At 69.0% G+C, this 16242-nt stretch carries 13 protein-coding genes and 1 pseudogene; 9 read left to right on the top strand and 5 right to left on the bottom strand.

The annotated features are described in order from the left end of the window. Window positions 1-200: 200 nt before the first annotated feature. Both ACXJKB_RS22265 and ACXJKB_RS22260 read left to right on the top strand, forming a co-directional pair. Entirely contained in the window at window positions 201-539 is a 339-nt protein-coding gene (locus ACXJKB_RS22265) for a hypothetical protein (protein WP_457192333.1), read from the top strand. Further along, on the top strand, window positions 536-1657 hold the full coding sequence (locus tag ACXJKB_RS22260) for an AI-2E family transporter (RefSeq protein WP_457192331.1): 1122 nt from the start codon (window positions 536-538) through the stop codon (window positions 1655-1657). Before ACXJKB_RS22265 ends, ACXJKB_RS22260 begins: the two co-directional genes overlap by 4 nt. A 57-nt stretch (window positions 1658-1714) precedes the next feature. On the opposite strand, the gene ACXJKB_RS22255 is transcribed toward ACXJKB_RS22260, so the two are convergent. Both ACXJKB_RS22255 and ACXJKB_RS22250 read right to left on the bottom strand, forming a co-directional pair. Continuing rightward, window positions 1715-5458 (bottom strand): 5'-nucleotidase C-terminal domain-containing protein, encoded by a 3744-nt coding sequence (locus ACXJKB_RS22255; RefSeq protein WP_457192329.1) that lies wholly within the window; start codon window positions 5456-5458, stop codon window positions 1715-1717. A gap of 237 nt (window positions 5459-5695) precedes the next feature. Continuing rightward, window positions 5696-7054: an APC family permease gene (locus ACXJKB_RS22250; RefSeq protein ID WP_457192327.1), complete on the bottom strand. Its 1359-nt coding sequence runs from the start codon at window positions 7052-7054 to the stop codon at window positions 5696-5698. A 181-nt stretch (window positions 7055-7235) separates the two neighbouring features. Here ACXJKB_RS22250 and ACXJKB_RS22245 point away from each other — a divergent pair, with 181 nt between their 5' ends. Genes ACXJKB_RS22245 through ACXJKB_RS22215 form a run of 7 tightly spaced genes read left to right on the top strand, consistent with a single transcriptional unit; the run spans window position 7236 to window position 14107 of the window. After that, window positions 7236-7778, top strand: a complete 543-nt coding sequence (locus ACXJKB_RS22245; RefSeq protein WP_457192325.1) for a cation transporting ATPase C-terminal domain-containing protein — start codon at window positions 7236-7238, stop codon at window positions 7776-7778. Further along, window positions 7703-8704, top strand: a complete 1002-nt coding sequence (argF, locus tag ACXJKB_RS22240; RefSeq protein WP_457192323.1) for an ornithine carbamoyltransferase — start codon at window positions 7703-7705, stop codon at window positions 8702-8704. The genes ACXJKB_RS22245 and argF overlap by 76 nt, the downstream gene beginning before the upstream one ends. Before the next feature lie 6 nt (window positions 8705-8710). Further along, complete coding sequence (gene arcC / locus ACXJKB_RS22235) at window positions 8711-9637, top strand: carbamate kinase (RefSeq protein ID WP_457192321.1); 927 nt, start codon at window positions 8711-8713, stop codon at window positions 9635-9637. Continuing rightward, window positions 9634-10896, top strand: coding sequence for an arginine deiminase (locus ACXJKB_RS22230; RefSeq protein WP_457192319.1), 1263 nt, complete (start codon window positions 9634-9636; stop codon window positions 10894-10896). The genes arcC and ACXJKB_RS22230 overlap by 4 nt, the downstream gene beginning before the upstream one ends. An 11-nt stretch (window positions 10897-10907) precedes the next feature. Beyond that, entirely contained in the window at window positions 10908-11063 is a 156-nt protein-coding gene (locus ACXJKB_RS22225; RefSeq protein WP_457192317.1) for a hypothetical protein, read from the top strand. Window positions 11064-11073: 10 nt separating this feature from the next. Next, window positions 11074-12621: a Na+/H+ antiporter NhaC family protein gene (locus ACXJKB_RS22220; RefSeq protein ID WP_457192315.1), complete on the top strand. Its 1548-nt coding sequence runs from the start codon at window positions 11074-11076 to the stop codon at window positions 12619-12621. Next, entirely contained in the window at window positions 12614-14107 is a 1494-nt protein-coding gene (locus tag ACXJKB_RS22215; RefSeq protein WP_457192313.1) for a YfcC family protein, read from the top strand. The genes ACXJKB_RS22220 and ACXJKB_RS22215 overlap by 8 nt, the downstream gene beginning before the upstream one ends. 192 nt (window positions 14108-14299) lie before the next feature. Here ACXJKB_RS22215 and ACXJKB_RS22210 read toward each other — a convergent pair whose 3' ends face one another. The 3 genes and pseudogenes from ACXJKB_RS22210 to ACXJKB_RS22200 all read right to left on the bottom strand — a co-directional run. After that, complete coding sequence (locus tag ACXJKB_RS22210) at window positions 14300-14596, bottom strand: hypothetical protein (RefSeq protein WP_457192311.1); 297 nt, start codon at window positions 14594-14596, stop codon at window positions 14300-14302. Window positions 14597-14820: 224 nt separating this feature from the next. Further along, entirely contained in the window at window positions 14821-15960 is a 1140-nt protein-coding gene (locus ACXJKB_RS22205; RefSeq protein ID WP_457192309.1) for a peptidoglycan-binding domain-containing protein, read from the bottom strand. Window positions 15961-15983: 23 nt separating this feature from the next. After that, window positions 15984-16242 (bottom strand): annotated as a pseudogene (locus ACXJKB_RS22200) (hypothetical protein); the annotation flags it as partial.

Genomic DNA, 16242 nt, shown 5'->3' with positions numbered 1-16242 from the left:
GCATCGGGGCCGTCCGGGCCCTGGTTCTCCGTCATGACTGCTCCTTGCTTCGTTCCGAGGTGGTCACCTCGCCGATCGTGGCAGTCCGGATGGTCTGCGGGGTCACCCGTCGCGGGGGACCGGTGCGGACGGCGTAGGCGAAACCACGGACGACCGAAGACGTCGCGCGAAAAATGGCGGTTCGCCCCTATGGTGGCGAGATGCCCGAAGCGCCTGACGACCCCATCGCCTACTCCGCGCTCCAGCCAGGTACGCCCGTGCAGACGAGAGACGGGTCCCAGTTCGCCACGGTCCAGAGGGTGCTGGTCGACGAGAAGGTCTCGGTGTTCGACGGCATCGTGGTCCTGTCGGCGACGGGGACAGGGTTCGTGGACGCCGACCAGGTCCACTCGATCTACACGAGCCACGTCCGGACGACGCTGTCCGCAGAGCAGGCCGCGAACCTTCCGCCGCCCGACGGATCCAACCTGGTCGAGATCAAGCCGGCACGATCGATGGGTGATCGGCTCGGCCGCCTCTTCGGACGGCGGAGACGGTGACCGAGGAGGGCGCCGAGGACACGGTTCACGCTGCACGTCGCGCGGCGACGGCGGCCACTCGGGAGTTCGTGCACCTGAGGCTCCCGTCCTGGCTCCGGACCCTCGGCACGGGCGCATGGCTCGTGGTCGGGATCGCCGTGCTCGTCGGGATCGCCCTCTTGCTGCTCGCAGGGGTGGCCTCGCTGATGATCCCGTTGGTCGTCGCCGCGGTTCTCGCCGCGATCCTGGTGCCGGCGGTCGACCGGCTCGAGCGCTGGCGCGTGCCGCGTTGGCTGGGTGCGGCCCTGCTCCTGCTGGTCGGGCTGTCGATCGTCGTGGTCGTCTTCGTGGTGGTCCTCCGGGTGCTCGTCGACCAGGGCTACGACATCTGGCTCGAGGTGACCGCAGGTCTCGACGCGGCCGGCGACCAGCTGGATCCGGGCGCCGATCGCGGCGAGCATCTCGCGACGGTGCTGGCATCGGCGTTGCGCGCCCTCCTCGCCGGCGCGCTGGGCTCGGCGCTGTTCTCCGCGACCGCTCTGCTCGTCGGGGTCGTGCTCAGCGTGTTCGTTCTGCTGTTCCTGCTCAAGGACTGGCACCCGATCACGACCTGGAGCACACACCACGCGGGTCTGCCGCCGCGTGTGTCGAGCGAGCTCCTGGACGGAACCGTCAGGGCGTTCCGGGGCTACGCCCTCGGGCTGACGGAGATCGGCGTGATGAACGCCGCCGTGGTCGGCATCGGGGCCGTCGCCCTCGGCGTACCGTCAGCGGGGGCGATCGCCCTGGTCACCTTCATCGCCTCCTACGTGCCCTACTTCGGTGCCGTTCTCGCCGGCTCCTTCGCGGTCGTGGTCGCACTCGGAGCGCAGGGGCTTCCCATCGCCCTGGCGATGCTGGCGATCGTGCTGCTGGCCAACACCACCATCCAGAACTTCTTCGAGCCCTTCGCGTTCGGGCGCTCACTGCGGCTCCACCCGCTGGTGGTCCTCGTCGCCACCACCGCAGGGACGCTGCTCTTCGGATTGATGGGAGCCATCCTGGCTGCCCCGCTCACCTCCGCCTCCCTCAACGCGCTGCGCGTGCTCAGGGAGGTCGGACTCTTCGACGGGGCGACGCCGAGCGATCAGCCCCGCTGATTCCGGGGCGAACTGGCAATCTGATCGCCGACTCACGCTGACCGAGGCGGCACGCCGTCAGTTCTGCGTGAGCCTCCCCTCGACCTGCGGGTCGACCGGGCTGTTGGCCGTCACGTAGTCGGTGGCGATCTGCATCAGGTCGTCGCCGGGCTGCTGGACGTCGGTTCCGCCCGCGAAGACCGTGTAGCCGTCACCGCCGGTGAACATGAAGTCGTTGATCACCAGCCGCACCGAGTCGCCGTCGGCGATCGGCGTCTGCGTCCCCCCGATGCCGTCGGGTGTCTTCCACATCCCGTCGACGACCGGCGTGGTGCCCTCGCAGTGGAAGGTCGCACGCAGGCCGGAGACCTGCGGGAAGCGCCCGGTGGCGATCGACGTGTTGCACACCGGCGAGAACCCGTTGAGGAACGCCTGCCGCAACTGTGCACCCGTGACGGTGAGGAGGGTGGTGCGGTTGCCGAACGGCAGCACCGCGAACATCTCGCCCCACGTGATCTCGCACGGCGCCTCACGCGCACTGGGCGGCGAGCAGACGATGTCCTGCCGCAGCCCGCCGGAGTTGGTGTAGGCCGCGTCGATGCCGGGGTACTTCCCCAGCATCGCGTCGGCCACCATGTTGCCCATCTCGGACTCGTGCAGCCGGGTCGGGTCGCGCAGGATGTCGTTGGCCTGCGTGCCGATCACCTGGTTGCGCAGGACCGCGGTCTGCGCGTTGGCGTCGTCGACGATCGCCTGGACGTCGGGACGTCCCGTGACGCCGAGCGTCTTGGCGACCCGGGTCSCCCCCCCGGCCCACGCCACGTCGCCGTTGCGCACCATCAGCTGGAGCACGGAGTACGACGCGCCGGCGTTGACGCCCTCGGTGACGAGGATGTCGCCGCGCATCAGGTTCGACACCCGGTGGGTGTGCCCGACCACCATCGCGTCGACGGTCGTGTCCTGGAGCGCATCGGCGATGTCGAGGATCGGACCCTCCCACGCGGCCCCCGGCGTGTTGCCGACGGGGTTGCTGCCCAGCGCGGTGCCCTGGTGGATGACGACGACCTGGACCTTGACGCCCTGCCGGCGCAGCAGCTCGGACTCGGCCTTGATGCGGGGCGCCTCGTCGAGGAACTCCAGTCCCTCCGTGGCGCCGGCCGCGACGAGCTCCGGGGTCTCCTTGAGCCCTGCCCCGATCACGCCGACCTTGACGCCGTTGACCTGGAACACCACCGACGGCGTGACCCAGTCCGGTGCCTCTCCGGTGTCCGCGTCGACGATGTTGGTCGCCAGGAACGGGAAGTCGGCCCGCGCCTGCTGCTCCAGCAGCCGGGCGACGCCGTAGTCGAACTCGTGGTTGCCGTACGACGTGGCGTCGAGGCCCCAGGCGTTCTCCACGTCGATCGCCGGGGTGTCCTCGAGCAGCGCCGAGCTCGGGGGAGAGGCGCCGACGTTGTCGCCGCCGGCCAGGATCAGGCCCTCTCCCGGCAGCGCGGCGAGGTCCTCGTCGAACATCGTCGCGAGGAAGGCCGCGCCGCCCACCCGGGCGTTGATGCCGGCGTCGTACGCCCGCGTGGTCGGGTCGAGCTGACCGTGGAAGTCGTTCAGGCCCACGATCGACACGGGCGTGTACTTCTTCCCGCCGTCGGACACGTCGAGCAGGACCTTGCCCTGGCTCTGCTGCGGCTCGGGGATCCCGAGCAGGAACGCCAGCGTCGGGGCGAGGTCGATCGATCGGGCATCGACCTTGCCGTGGCCGATCCCCTCGCCACCGGCAAGGAACGTCGCGCGCATGTTGACGTTGGCCGCCAGGTCCTGCACGTCGGGGACGTAGCCGTGCTGCCCGAAGAAGTGCGAGGGCGCCACGAGCGTGCCGGGCGTCTCCGCGTCGAACTGGTAGGGCGGGTAGGAGAAGACCACCAGGTCACCGGTGCGGGTCGGGTGCGCCATGTCGGCGGTGCTGCCCGGACCGTTGGGGATGTAGCGGGACTCCGCCTTGGTGAAGGCGCGGTCGATGACCTTCCACCCCTCGGGGTTGCCGTCGTGCGTCCAGTCGTTGGGGTCGGTCAGGGCGAGGTACTTCGCCTTGATCGCCGCGACGGTCGACGCCTCGTCGGCCGCGGCGACCTGCTGGAGGCCACCTCCGGCCGGGTCGCGCCCGGCGAGGTTGAGGTAGACCTGCAGCGCCCCGCCGGCCCAGCAGGCCTTGGCCATGCCGATCGTCTCGCCGGTGGCCGTGCGGCAGTTCGAGGTCTGCGGTCGCGACAGCAGGCCCATCTCGACCAGCGGCAGGCTGGCGTCGATCGCGAGGAACTGAGGCGCGAAGCCGTGGTCGGAGCCGACGAACGTGGTCGGGTCCTTGCCGACCAGCGAGCGCGCCAGGCGCAGCGTCTGGTCGGACTCCTGGTAGGCCTCGCGGATGAACGCGGAGCGTTGCTTCACGCGTCCGTCCTTGACGCCGTCGAGGTCCACGTCGTCGTACGCCGGGTTGGCTGCACCGTTGGGCAGGCGCTTGCTGACCAGGCCAAGGAACTGGTGCTGGAACTCGTCGGTGGTCGGCATGCCGACCATGAGCAGGTCGGGCTCGTAGGTCTCGGCGATGTACTCCAGCATCGGCCAGTGGCCGGTGGACCAGTAGAGGCCCTGCTGGACGTAGGTCTCCTCGCTGGTCACGCCCGCCTCGAGGATCGCGAAGTCGGCCGCGGTGGAGGTCGGGAACTCGGCGGCGAGGTACTCGTCGAACTCGGTGTAGCCCGGCTCGCCCGGCCACGTCGGCCAGCTCGCGATCGCGCGGGTCACCGAGGTGTGGAACAGCCGGACGCGGGACAGGTCGGGGGAGAGGGTCTCGACCTTCACCAGCATGCCGGCGGTCTTGCCGGCCAGCGCGCCGCCGACGATCTTCACCTTCACGTCGGCCCACTGGCCCTGCTTCAGGTCGCCGACGGCGTCCGCGCCGTTCTTCGTGGGCGAGAACAGCACCCGGTCGTACTTCGTGCGGCCGTCGTTGCGGCTGTCGTAGATGTAGGCGTTCAGGCCGTACTTGTCGACCGTCCCGTCGAGCACCCGCATCCGCATCTCCTGCGCCGGGCTGTACGACCTCGGCACTCCGCTCCAGCCCGTGGCCGGGGCGGGGGCGGCCGCCGGGAACGGGTCGCGTCCGGCATACCCGGCCGGGTGGTCGAACTGCAGCCCGAACGAGGCGATGAACGGCGCGTCGTCGAAGAGCACGTCGCCCTTCTGGCCGATGAAGTTCGTGGTCACGCCCCGACCGGAGGAGAAGGTCTGGAAGTCGATCGTCGGCCCCTGGATCGAGGCGTTGCGCCCGCCGGCCCACTCCATCTGGGCGACCTTCAGGCCACCGCGCTCGGCCGCTTGCGCGATCGACTCCGCCTGCAGCACGCCGGGGTCGAACGCTGCGGTGCGGGTGGTGCCGAACGGGTCACCGTTCTTGTGGAACGTGTTGTTGGTCGAGCCGGTCACGCCCGGCCACGCTCCGGTCGCCATCGTGTACCAGCCCGCGCCGGTGTTCGGCGGCGCCTGGGTGAGCATGCCGTCACCGCGCGCCTTGACACCGTTCTTGAGGAACTTCCGCATCGTCGGCATCACGCCCTGGTCGGCGTACTTCTCGACCAGGTCCTGGCGCATGCCGTCCGAGGCGAAGAAGACCGCCTTGCCCGGGGTGGAGGGGGCCGACGGATGGTGTCCGCCGCCCTTGTGGGCCGACGCGGCGGGAGTACCCGCGGCGAGGGCTGCGACGGCAGCCGGGGCCACGAGGGCCAGGGCTGCTGCGATGGCGACTGGACGACGGTCTCTGCGGTTCACGGCACCCTCCAAGGCGGGGTGGGAGCCCATCCCTCAGGGACCGTGCTGCGCCCGGGCGCGGCTCCCCGGGGATGGATCGAACCTCCACCCGCGCTCCGGTGGCGTCAAGGCCCCGCTTGGGTATGTGCCTGCCGCAGGCGGAGCGTCGTCCTTCCGGTCCAGACCGGCACCCACACGGGGGCGGGCCGGCACGTCGTCGAGGTCCTGGTCAGGCCGATGACCCATGTGGCCTGGACATCACGACTGATCGGCGTCCTTGGACGAGACATCGTGGACGGAGACCCGTGCCGAGCTCCGGCGCCGCTTCCACCCGAGGTCCAGAACGATGCCGAGCAGCAGGATCGCGACCAGTGCGACGGCCGTTCCGGGCTCCTCGACCAGCGTGGTCAGGGCGAACGCGACCAGGACGACGACGGTCGTCAGGTTGGCGAGCAACAGCAGCCACGTCCTGGCACCCGTCTCGTGCCGGATACGCAGGTGGCCGAAGGTGACGAGGGTGAACACGACCAGCGCGACCGCACTACCGATCGAGGCGATCGCGCTGAGGTCCATGGAGATCGCGAGAACGATCGCCGCCGCCGCCGTGACCAGGATGCCCATGGGTGCGCGCCCCCCGACCCGGTGACCCATCTGCGGCGGAAACTGGCCGATCGTGGCCATCTCCTGTGCGAGACCGGCGGCCGGGAACAGCCCCGAGTTGGTCGCGCCAGCAGTGGCGAACAGGGCCGTGACCGTCATCAGCCAGTATCCGGCCGCCCCGAGCACCGGCTCCGCAGCGACCGCGAGTGCGGTACCCCCGGAGTCGATCACTTCGTCGACGGTGAGCGTTCCGAACACCCCGAGGGCGACGGCGACGTAGACGACGGTCGCGATGCCCAGCGCCAGGTAGATCGCCTTGGGGAGCTGGTGGGTCGGGTCGGCGAGGTCCTTGGCGGTGAAGGTGATGACACCGAAGCCGAGGAAGGCGAAGAAGGTCAGTGCCACGCTGGACACGATGTCTCGCAGGGCGGGATAGCCCGAGAACGCGAGCAGGTCGACGTCCAGGTTCGACAGGGTGGCGATGGAGAACACGATCAGGATGCCGACGACGACCACGACGATCACGGTCTGGGCACGGGCGACGGCGTGGGCGCCGAGGATGTTCAGCACTGACATCACCAGCAGGATCAGCACCGCGAACGGCTTCACCCACTCGTCGGTGTCAGCGAGAGCATCACTCGCGTAGCTTCCGAACGAAACGGCGACCATCGCGGTGATGATCGCGTTGACCGCGAGAAGCAGCCACGCGAGCACGCCCGTGAAGTGGCCGTCCCCCCAGCCACGGACGACGTACTCGAGAAACCCACCCGCGGAGGGATAGCGCGCGCCGAGCTTGGCAAAGGAGTACCCCTGGAGCACGGAGACCCCGCCCGCCAGGATGAACGAGATCCAGACTGCTGAGCCGGCCACCTCGCCGGCGGCGCCGAGGAGCGCGAAGATCCCGGCGCCGACCATGGACCCGACGCCGATGAAGGCGGCCTGCCGGACGGACAGGCTTCGGCTGCCGTCTGGTCCGTCACCGCCGGCCGCCGTCCCACCGTCTCCGGCACCGACCATGGTCCTCAGCCTCCGCCCGACCCTCGCGTCCATCGTGTCGAGAACGGGTCGGACTTCACTCCCCCAGCACGGGTGAGGTGGCCGGGTCACGAGGCGCCTAACGTCCGACTGAGGTTCGCTGGTGGGCGGACCCGCCGAGACAGCCCATCGGTGGAGGCCCTGATGTCGCAGACGGTCCAGGGTGCTGGCAATCGCACTCGGCTTCGACCAGGCCCCCTGCGGCCTGATGGACCGCCCCCCGCGACCCGTCGGTGCGCCAGTCCCGTCCCGCGACAACTGGGTCCGACTCTGCGCCCAGGGCGCGGTGATGACGGTCGGATCGCTGATCGCCCACCAGGTAGGCGACGACCAGGGCGACGGGGTGGTCGCCGCGACGATGCTGCTGACCACGCTGTCGGTCTTCCACGTGTCCGGGGCCCTGCTGTGCCGAGACCAGAGAAACACCGTCTTCGACTGCGACACGCTCCCCGGCATCGTCAAGCTGCGGCGCTACGCCGTCTCGCTGCTCGCCATCAGCGCCAGCTCCCTCGTCGTGGTCGATGAGCTCATCAAGCTCGTCATCCGCCACTGGGGAGATCTGAGCTCCTCCGCAACCCCGGCCCATCCACTGAGTGTCACCCCGGCCACCACCCGAACAGGGAGAACTCCATGTCGTTCAACCTCCGCCACCGCAGCTTCCTCAAGGAGCTCGACTTCAGCCCCGCCGAGATGCGCTTCCTCCTGAGGCTCTCCGCCGACCTCAAGGCGGCGAAGTACGCCGGCTACGAGCAACCACGCCTCGCCGGCAAGGACGTCGCGATGATCTTCGAGAAGACGTCCACGCGCACCCGCACGTCCTTCGAGGTCGCCGCGAAGGACCAAGGCGCCCACGTCACCTACCTCGAGCCCAGCGGCTCCCAGATCGGCCACAAGGAGTCGATCAAGGACACCGCACGGGTGCTCGGCCGCACCTACGACGCGATCGAGTACCGGGGCTTCTCCCAGGAGACCGTCGAGACCCTGGCGGCGCACGCCGGGGTGCCGGTGTGGAACGGTCTCACCAACGAGTTCCACCCCACGCAGATCCTCGCGGACGTGCTCACCATGACCGAGCACTGTGACAAGCCGCTGAGGGAGATCGCGTTCTGCTACCTCGGTGACGCACGCAACAACATGGGCAACTCGCTTATGGTCGGCGCCTGCAAGTTCGGCATGGACGTCAGGCTGTGTGCCCCCCGCGACCTGTGGCCGGCGGACGACCTGGTCAAGGCCTCCCGCGAGATCGCCGAGGAGACCGGAGCCCGGCTCACCCTGACCGAGGACGTCGACGAGGGGGTCTCCGGCGTGGACTACCTCTACACCGACGTCTGGGTGTCGATGGGCGAGGACAAGAGCGTCTGGGCCGAGCGGATCAAGCTCCTCACGCCGTACCAGGTGAACCGCGACGTGATCACCCGCACCGGCAACCCGACGGTCAAGTTCATGCACTGCCTGCCCGCGTTCCACAACCGGGACACCAAGGTGGGCGAGGACATCTTCCAGGAGTTCGGGATGGACGGCCTCGAGGTCACCGACGACGTCTTCGAGTCAGAGCACTCGATCGTCTTCGACCAGGCGGAGAACCGCCTCCACACGATCAAGGCGATCATGGTCGCCACCCTGGGGGACTGACCTCCGATGCGCGTCGTGGTGGCTCTGGGTGGCAATGCGTTGCTGAAGCGCGGTGAGCCGATGACCGCGGAGAACCAGCGCGCCAACGTGCGGGTGGCGGCACCGGCCCTGGCCGCCGTCGCGAAGGAGCACGAGCTGGTCCTCTCCCACGGCAACGGCCCCCAGGTGGGCCTCCTGGCGCTGCAGGCAGCGGCCTACACGGAGGTCGACGCCTACCCCCTCGACATCCTGGGCGCGCAGACGGAAGGGATGATCGGCTACGTCCTCGAGCAGGAACTGGGGAACGTGATGCCGCCCGAGGCGCCGCTGGCCACGATCCTGACGATGGTGGAGGTCGACCCCGCGGACCCGGCGTTCGAGGATCCGACCAAGTTCGTGGGCCCGATCTACACGAAGGCTGAGGCCGACGCGCTGCAAGCCGCCAAGGGCTGGGTGTTCAAGCCCGACGGCGACAGCTGGCGTCGGGTGGTCCCGTCACCCGAGCCACGCCACATCTTCGAGATCGACCCGATCCGATGGCTCCTCGAGCACGACGTCGTCACCATCTGCGCAGGAGGAGGTGGTGTGCCGACCATGTTCCTCGACGACCCCGCCCACACGCTCGTTGGTGTCGAGGCAGTCATCGACAAGGACCTCGCCAGCGAGCTGCTCGCCCGCGAGGTCTCGGCCGACCTCTACGTGATGGCCACCGACGTCGATGCTGTGTACGCCGACTGGGGGACACCACAGCAGCGGGCTCTGGGACGCGTGACGGCAGAGGAGCTTCGCCGGGCCGAGTTCCCGGCCGGCTCGATGGGACCGAAGGTCGACGCGGCGTGCCGCTTCGTCGAAGCCACAGGGGGGCGCGCCGCGATCGGCGCGCTCACGCAGATTCAGCAGATCGTCGATGGACAGGCGGGCACCCAGGTGGTGCCCGGGACGGAGGAGCGATGACGGGGTTCGGAGTTCACTCAGAGGTCGGGCGCCTGCGACAGGTGATGGTGCACCGCCCGGAGCTCAGTCTCCAGCGGTTGACGCCGTCCAGCCACGACGCCCTGCTCTTCGACGACGTCCTGTGGGTCGAGCGCGCCCAGTACGAGCACGACCAGTTCGTCGCGAGGATGCAGGAGCGTGGCGTCGAGGTCTTCCTGCTCCAGACCCTCCTCGCGGAGTCGCTGGCCGCGAGCGACGAAGGCCGGCACCGCCTGATCGAGGTGGCTGCCTCCGAGTACACCGTAGGGCTGTCCCTGGTGGACGAAATACGCGCCGGACTGGCCGCGATGGCGCCCGACGTCCTCGCCACCCACCTCATCGGCGGCCTCACCGTGGCCGAGTCCGGGCTCGACCTGGGGCAGTACCGATCGCGCTCGCTGCCGGCCGCGGCGCTGGACGACGAGAGCATGTTCGTGCTGCCACCCCTGCCGAACACCCTGTTCACACGCGACTCCTCCTGCTGGATCTACGGCGGTGTCTCGATCAACCCGATGTTCTGGCCGGCGCGCCGGCTCGAGGCCTACAACGTGGCTGCGATCTACCGTTACCACCCGATGTTCCGGGACGCCGAGTTCGAGTACTGGTACCCGCACCTCGGCGACGACGGGCGCTTCGAGGCGCACGACTTCGGTCGCTCCTCCCTCGAGGGTGGGGACGTGATGCCGATCGGCAACGGGACCGTCCTGATCGGGATGAGCGAACGTTCCCAGGCCCGGATGATCGAGCAGATCGCAGCGGCGCTGTTCGAGAAGGGGGCGGCCGAGCGGGTGATCGCGGCGGTCATGACCAAGGACCGGGCGCACATGCACCTCGACACCGTGTTCACGATGCTCGACCGGGACAAGGTGACGGCCTACCCCTCGGTGGTGAGTGGCATCCGGGCGATCAGCCTGCGACCCGGCAGCAACGGGCAGCGGTTCCACGTCACTGAGGAGGAATCGTTCCTTGCGGCTGTGGCCGATGCGATGGGCGTGCCCCGGCTGCGGGTGGTGGAGACCGGCGGCGACGCCTATCAACAGGAACGCGAGCAGTGGGACGACGGCAACAACGTCGTCGCCCTGGAACCGGGCGTCGTGGTGGCCTACGAGCGGAACACGTACACGATCGCCAAGATGCGCGAGGCCGGTGTCGAGGTCATCACGATCGAGGGATTCGAGCTCGGAAAGGGTCGCGGAGGCGGGCACTGCATGACGTGTCCGTTGACACGGGACCCGGTGTGAGGTGATCGGCGATGCCTCGTGAGCTGCCCCGCTGGGTGCTTGTCGTCGTCCTGCTCGCGTGCGTAGTCGCCCTCGTCGTGTGGGCGCGCGGGACCGAGCACCACCGGGGCATCTTCGAGGGTGCTCTCGGTGCCGGTGACGCTCTCGCACAGGGGCCGACAGGCTGAGGTGGCGGCGATGTCCGATCCCCCTGCCGCGCCCACGGCTGGACGCATGCGGCGCCCGGGTCCGCGGGCCCCCACCATGCTCGATGCCGTGCTGCCGATCGTCGTGCTGATCGTCATGCTCGCCATGACCATCTACCTGTTCGGGATCGACGCCACCAACGGGCCGCTCCAGGTGGCGTTGCTCCTGAGCGCCGCGTTCGCCAGCCTGATGGCGTTCAAGAACGGCTACACGGTCGCGGGTGTCGCGGACGCCGCGGTCGGCGGCGTCACCTCCGCGGTGGGGGCGATCTTCATCCTCCTCGCCGTCGGTGCGCTGATCGGCACCTGGAACATGGCCGGGACCATCCCCACCATCGTCGACTACGGCATCCGGCTCGTCAGTCCGTCGTGGTTCTACCTCACCGCCGCAGTCGTCTGTGCCCTGGTCGGGATGGTGACCGGCAGCTCCTGGACCACGGTGGGCACGCTCGGCGTCGCCTTCGTCGGGATGGCGAACGTCATGGGGCTCGACGACGCCATCGCTGCGGGCGCCGTCATCTGCGGCGCCTACTTCGGTGACAAGATGACTCCGCTGTCGGAGACCACGATCCTCGTCCCCCAGCTCGTCGGCGGTGGGCTCACCGTCGGTGAGCACGTCCGCAACATGTTCTGGACCGCCGGACCGGCGCTCGGCATCAGCCTCGTCATCTTCCTCGTGCTGGGGCTGAACGCGGACCCCGAGGCAGTGCTCAGCACCGACGTGGCGCGCGAGGCACTGGCCGCGGCCTTCAACATCGGCTTCGTGAACCTGCTCCCGCTGCTGCTGCTGGTGGTCTTCGCAGTACTGAAGTTCCCGCCCTTCCTGTCCATCCTGGGGTCCGCGCTCTTTGCCGGGATCCTCGCGCCGTTCACCCAGTGGGAGGCGGTGAAGGCATTCGTGGCCGATCCGTCTCTCGGCCCGGTCGCCACGTCGATCGAAGCCATCTTCCGCGCCATGGCGACGGGGTTCGTCAGCAGCTCGGGGGTCGAACCCATCGACGAGCTGTTCACACGTGGCGGGATGGCCAGCCTGCTGAGCACGATCTGGCTGGTGCTCGGCGCCCTGTCCTTCGCCGCGGTCATGGAGCACGCGGGTTTCCTCCAACGCCTGCTCGACCCGATCGTGTCGCGAGCCAGGCGGCGCGGGTCGCTGATCGCCTCGGTCAACGGCAGCGGGATCGGCCTGAACGTGATCGCGGGCGACCAGTACGTCGCGGTCGTGCTGCCCGCACGCACGTTCCGCACCGAGTTCGCCCGCAGGGGGCTCGCACCTCAGGTGCTGAGTCGGGCGGTCGAGGACTCAGGCACCGTGACCTCGGTGCTGGTGCCGTGGAACACCTGCGGTGCCTACATCTCAGGAGTTCTCGGGGTCTCCACCGCCGCCTACTTCCCGTTCTGCTTCTTCAACCTGCTCAGCCCGTTGCTCGACATCATCTACGGCTACATCGGTTTCAAGGTGCCCCCGGCCGAGGGCCCGTGGGAGGACGACGCCACGACTGCCACGCTGCCCGCCGTTCCTCGAGGAGACCGTCATGACTGAAGCGACCACCGCCCCTCCGGCCGAGCCGAAGCGCGGCTTCAAGCTCCCCTCGGCCTACACCATCCTGTTCGCCCTCATCTTCCTCATGGCGCTGGCGACCTGGCTCATCCCGGCCGGGGCCTACCAGCTCGACAAGGACGGAGCCCCGATCCCGGGCACGTACAGCGAGGTTGACGGCGACCCGCAGCGCATCCTGATCGACTCCTTGACCGCCCCCATCAACGGGCTCTACGGGATCGAGGACGCAGACGGGAAGATCAGCTACTACAACACCGGTGTCCTCTTCGGAGCCATCGACGTCGCCCTCTTCATCATCGTGATCGGCGGCTTCCTGGGCGTCACCATGCGTACGGGGGCCATCCAGACCGGCATCGGACGGCTGGTCGCGCGGCTCCGCGGCCGCGAACGCTGGATGATCCCCATCCTGATGATGGTCTTCGCCCTCGGCGGGTCGACGTACGGCATGGCCGAGGAGAGCCTCGCGTTCTACACCCTCGTCATCGCGGTCATGATCGCCGCCGGCTATGACGCCCTGACCGGCGCAGCCATCGTCCTCCTCGGGTGCGGCATCGGCACCCTGGGCTCGACGATCAACCCCTTCGCGACCGGCATCGCCTCCGGATTCGCCGGCGTCTCCATCAGCGAAGGCCTGCTCTCCCGGCTGATCATCCTCGTGGTCGGGCTCGGGGTCGGGATCTTCTTCGTGATGCGGTACGCCGAACGTGTCAAGGCGGACCCCACCAGATCGGCAGTCCGAGACATGCGCGCGGCCAACGAGGCCCACTTCAGCGTCCAAGGACACACGGACGAGGCCGTCATGACCAGCCGCGACAAGGTCATCCTGACCGTGTTCGGTCTGGCCTTCGTCATCATGATGTACGGCGTCATCCCCTGGCAGGACATGGGCATCGGGATCCCCACGCTGTGGTGGTGGTTCCCGGAGATGACCGCGCTCTTCATCCTGTTCTCGGTGATCATCGGACTGATCGGACGGTTGAGCGAGACCGACCTCACCGACTCGTTCGTCAACGGCGCCCGCGACCTGCTCGGAGTCGCGCTGATCATCGGCATCGCCCGAGGGATCACCGTGGTCATGAACAACGGCGGGATCACCGACACCGTGCTGCACTGGGCCGAGCAGGCGGTCGAGGGCCTCGGCCCCGTGGCCTTCGTGATCGTGGTGTTCCTGATCTTCCTGCCCCTGTCGTTCCTCATCCCCTCCTCGTCCGGCCTCGCCACCGTGTCGATGCCGATCCTGGCGCCGCTCGCAGCCTTTGTGAGCGTGGAGGCGGACCTGATCGTCACGGCATTCCAGAGCGCGTCGGGCCTGATGAACCTGTTCATCCCCACCTCCGCGGTCGTGATGGGCGGCCTGGCCATCGCCCGCGTGCCCTATGGCACCTATCTGCGCTGGGTCTGGCCGCTGCTGGCCATGCTCGCGGCGCTCGTCATCGTCGTCCTCGGCCTCGGAGCACTCATTGCGTAACCACGGCGCCGGGTGAGGGCGACCGCACGAAAGCCGCATGAGGCTTTTCGTCCGCCGAAACACGTCGAAGTGGCGAGCGGACGTCCCGAGGCCGTCCACGCCACGACCGCCCCGAGCCACACCGAGTGCTCGAGCTGTCGGTGTGACCGAGTGTCCGGGCCGGAGCCGCTCATGGTGCGCGACCGCCAGCGCCTACTGGGCGCGTGGTAGCAGCCCGCTCAACTCGTCAGCCATGCGGTCCACACCTGGACGGCGGCGGCCCGAGCCGGCGATGCCGAACTTTGCCGTGGACATCGTCACCTGGATGGTCCCTGGCGCAACTTCCTCGAACTGGGCGTTGACCTTCTCGCCGACCACCAGCAAGAACCTCCCCGAGGTGAACATCACGGTGCCCGTGCTCACATCGCCGGTCAGGTACTGGAACCCCGTACGCCGCGCAGCCTCCAACAGCGCGGCGAAGACATCCGACGGCCTCGCCTGGAAGGTCATTGACCGCGAACTCTCAGCACTCATCTGCCCAGCATGACAGGACGCACCGGTGAAGACCCTGGGGCGGCCGCTGCCGACCACTGACACCGCAGGGTCTCCCGCCCTCCTGTGATCGCACTTCGTCGTCCCCTCCTCGCCCGGATCGACCTGCGGAGGGACCTACTGGACCATCCGCAGCGCTGCTCAGGAGTGAGCGGCAGGCGACAGGAGAGCGCACGCGATGTTCAGTCCGACGACGAGGTCTCGGCGTCGTCGGATGCTCCATCGTCCTCGGACGGCGATGCGGTCGGCGTGGCCTCGGGCTCGTCCGCATCCGTGATCGCGCGTTCCAGGGCGGCGATCGTGGCAGCGTCGACCGTGCCCGTCGGCTTCACGTCGAGCTCGGCCTGGAACGCCTTCAGCGCCTCGGTGAGGGCAGGGGTCCACTCGCCGTCGACCGGCCCGGTCCAGAAACCGGCAAGTCTCAGGGTCTGCTGTACGGCCGCGGTGGTGGCGATTGACTGTTGCTCGGCAGCGCCGCCCTGTGCCGCCACGTCGGACTGCAGCGCCGCAGCGGTCGCGGTGTCGACGGCTCCCGTCACCGGCAGCCCGTGGGACTCCTGGAGGGACCGGACCGCCTCGACGGTCGCAGGACCGTAGACGCCGTCCACCTCGTCGGTGTAGTGCCCTGCGAGCGCGAGGGACTCCTGAAGCGTCGCGGTGTAGTCACGCACCGCTGTTGCGGCCTGCGCCTGCTGCTCGTCGGTCAGGCAGCCCACCTCCGAGAAGAGACGGAGCCACGACATCTCGAGCGCCACGGCGGCCGCGTTGAGCTGCTGGCCGGCCTGCTCCAGGGGCGTCTGGTCGCTGACGCCGTCGACGGCGGCGTCGAGGTCGGCCTGGGCCTGCCGCACACGGTCCGCGGACGCGGGCGGGACCTCGGGGACCAGCACCGTGGCGGTGCTGGTCGGCGTGGGCTTCGGCGACGTGCCCCTCGCCTCGGCGAGCGCCGCCTGGGCCTGCGCCAGGTCCTCCTCGGCCGTGACCACGTCCTCCCGAGCGGCAACCGCACTCTCTGCCCCGGCCGCGAGGTCCTCACCGGGCTCGGCGAGATCGGCACCGGCTTCCCGTGCGTCCCCGACCGTCGGCTTCGTCGACGCCAGTACGTCGCCGTACCGGTCCAGGGCCACGATGTAGTCCCTCGTCTGGTCGCAGAACTCGGAGGTCGCGACCTCCGCCGCATCCCGCGCACCCGCGAGATCGTCCTGTGCAGCCTCTACCCGGGCCTGCGCCCGCTGTACCTCGTTGTCGCCGTCGCTGTTGCCGTCGTCACCGCATGCGACCAGGAGCAGGCACGCGCAGGCAACGCCGACCGGAGCTCGCATGGAATGTCCCCACATGGCAGGGGCTACTTCCCGGGGGAGGTGTCCTTCGCGGCCTTCTCCTCAGCCTCGGCCTCCTTGGCTGCAGCCTTGATGTCCTCGGCCGCCACCTTGTCGACCGTCCGCTCCACGACCGCATCGGCCAGGGCGAGCGCCTCGCGGATCTTCACCGCCCTGGGGTCGGAGACGAGAGCCACGATTCCGGAATGGCCGGGTGCGATCGAGTCCTGCAGGTCCTCGGCCAGCTCGTGGCGATGCCGTAGCTGGCGGATCTTGCCGGCAGCG

This window comes from Nocardioides sp. P5_E3 (genome assembly GCF_054049275.1).
This window is presented reverse-complemented; position numbering and strand designations above follow the sequence as displayed.

Bases quoted from the DNA above. Each gene is read 5' to 3' on its own strand.
- ACXJKB_RS22205 (WP_457192309.1), bottom strand. From the start codon at position 15,960: ATGCGAGCTCCGGTCGGCGTTGCCTGCGCGTGCCTGCTCCTGGTCGCA.
- argF (WP_457192323.1), top strand. From the start codon at position 7,703: ATGTCGTTCAACCTCCGCCACCGCAGCTTCCTCAAGGAGCTCGACTTC.
- ACXJKB_RS22215 (WP_457192313.1), top strand. From the start codon at position 12,614: ATGACTGAAGCGACCACCGCCCCTCCGGCCGAGCCGAAGCGCGGCTTC.
- ACXJKB_RS22265 (WP_457192333.1), top strand. From the start codon at position 201: ATGCCCGAAGCGCCTGACGACCCCATCGCCTACTCCGCGCTCCAGCCA.
- ACXJKB_RS22210 (WP_457192311.1), bottom strand. From the start codon at position 14,596: ATGACCTTCCAGGCGAGGCCGTCGGATGTCTTCGCCGCGCTGTTGGAG.
- ACXJKB_RS22220 (WP_457192315.1), top strand. From the start codon at position 11,074: ATGTCCGATCCCCCTGCCGCGCCCACGGCTGGACGCATGCGGCGCCCG.
- arcC (WP_457192321.1), top strand. From the start codon at position 8,711: ATGCGCGTCGTGGTGGCTCTGGGTGGCAATGCGTTGCTGAAGCGCGGT.
- ACXJKB_RS22230 (WP_457192319.1), top strand. From the start codon at position 9,634: ATGACGGGGTTCGGAGTTCACTCAGAGGTCGGGCGCCTGCGACAGGTG.
- ACXJKB_RS22250 (WP_457192327.1), bottom strand. From the start codon at position 7,054: ATGGTCGGTGCCGGAGACGGTGGGACGGCGGCCGGCGGTGACGGACCA.
- ACXJKB_RS22225 (WP_457192317.1), top strand. From the start codon at position 10,908: ATGCCTCGTGAGCTGCCCCGCTGGGTGCTTGTCGTCGTCCTGCTCGCG.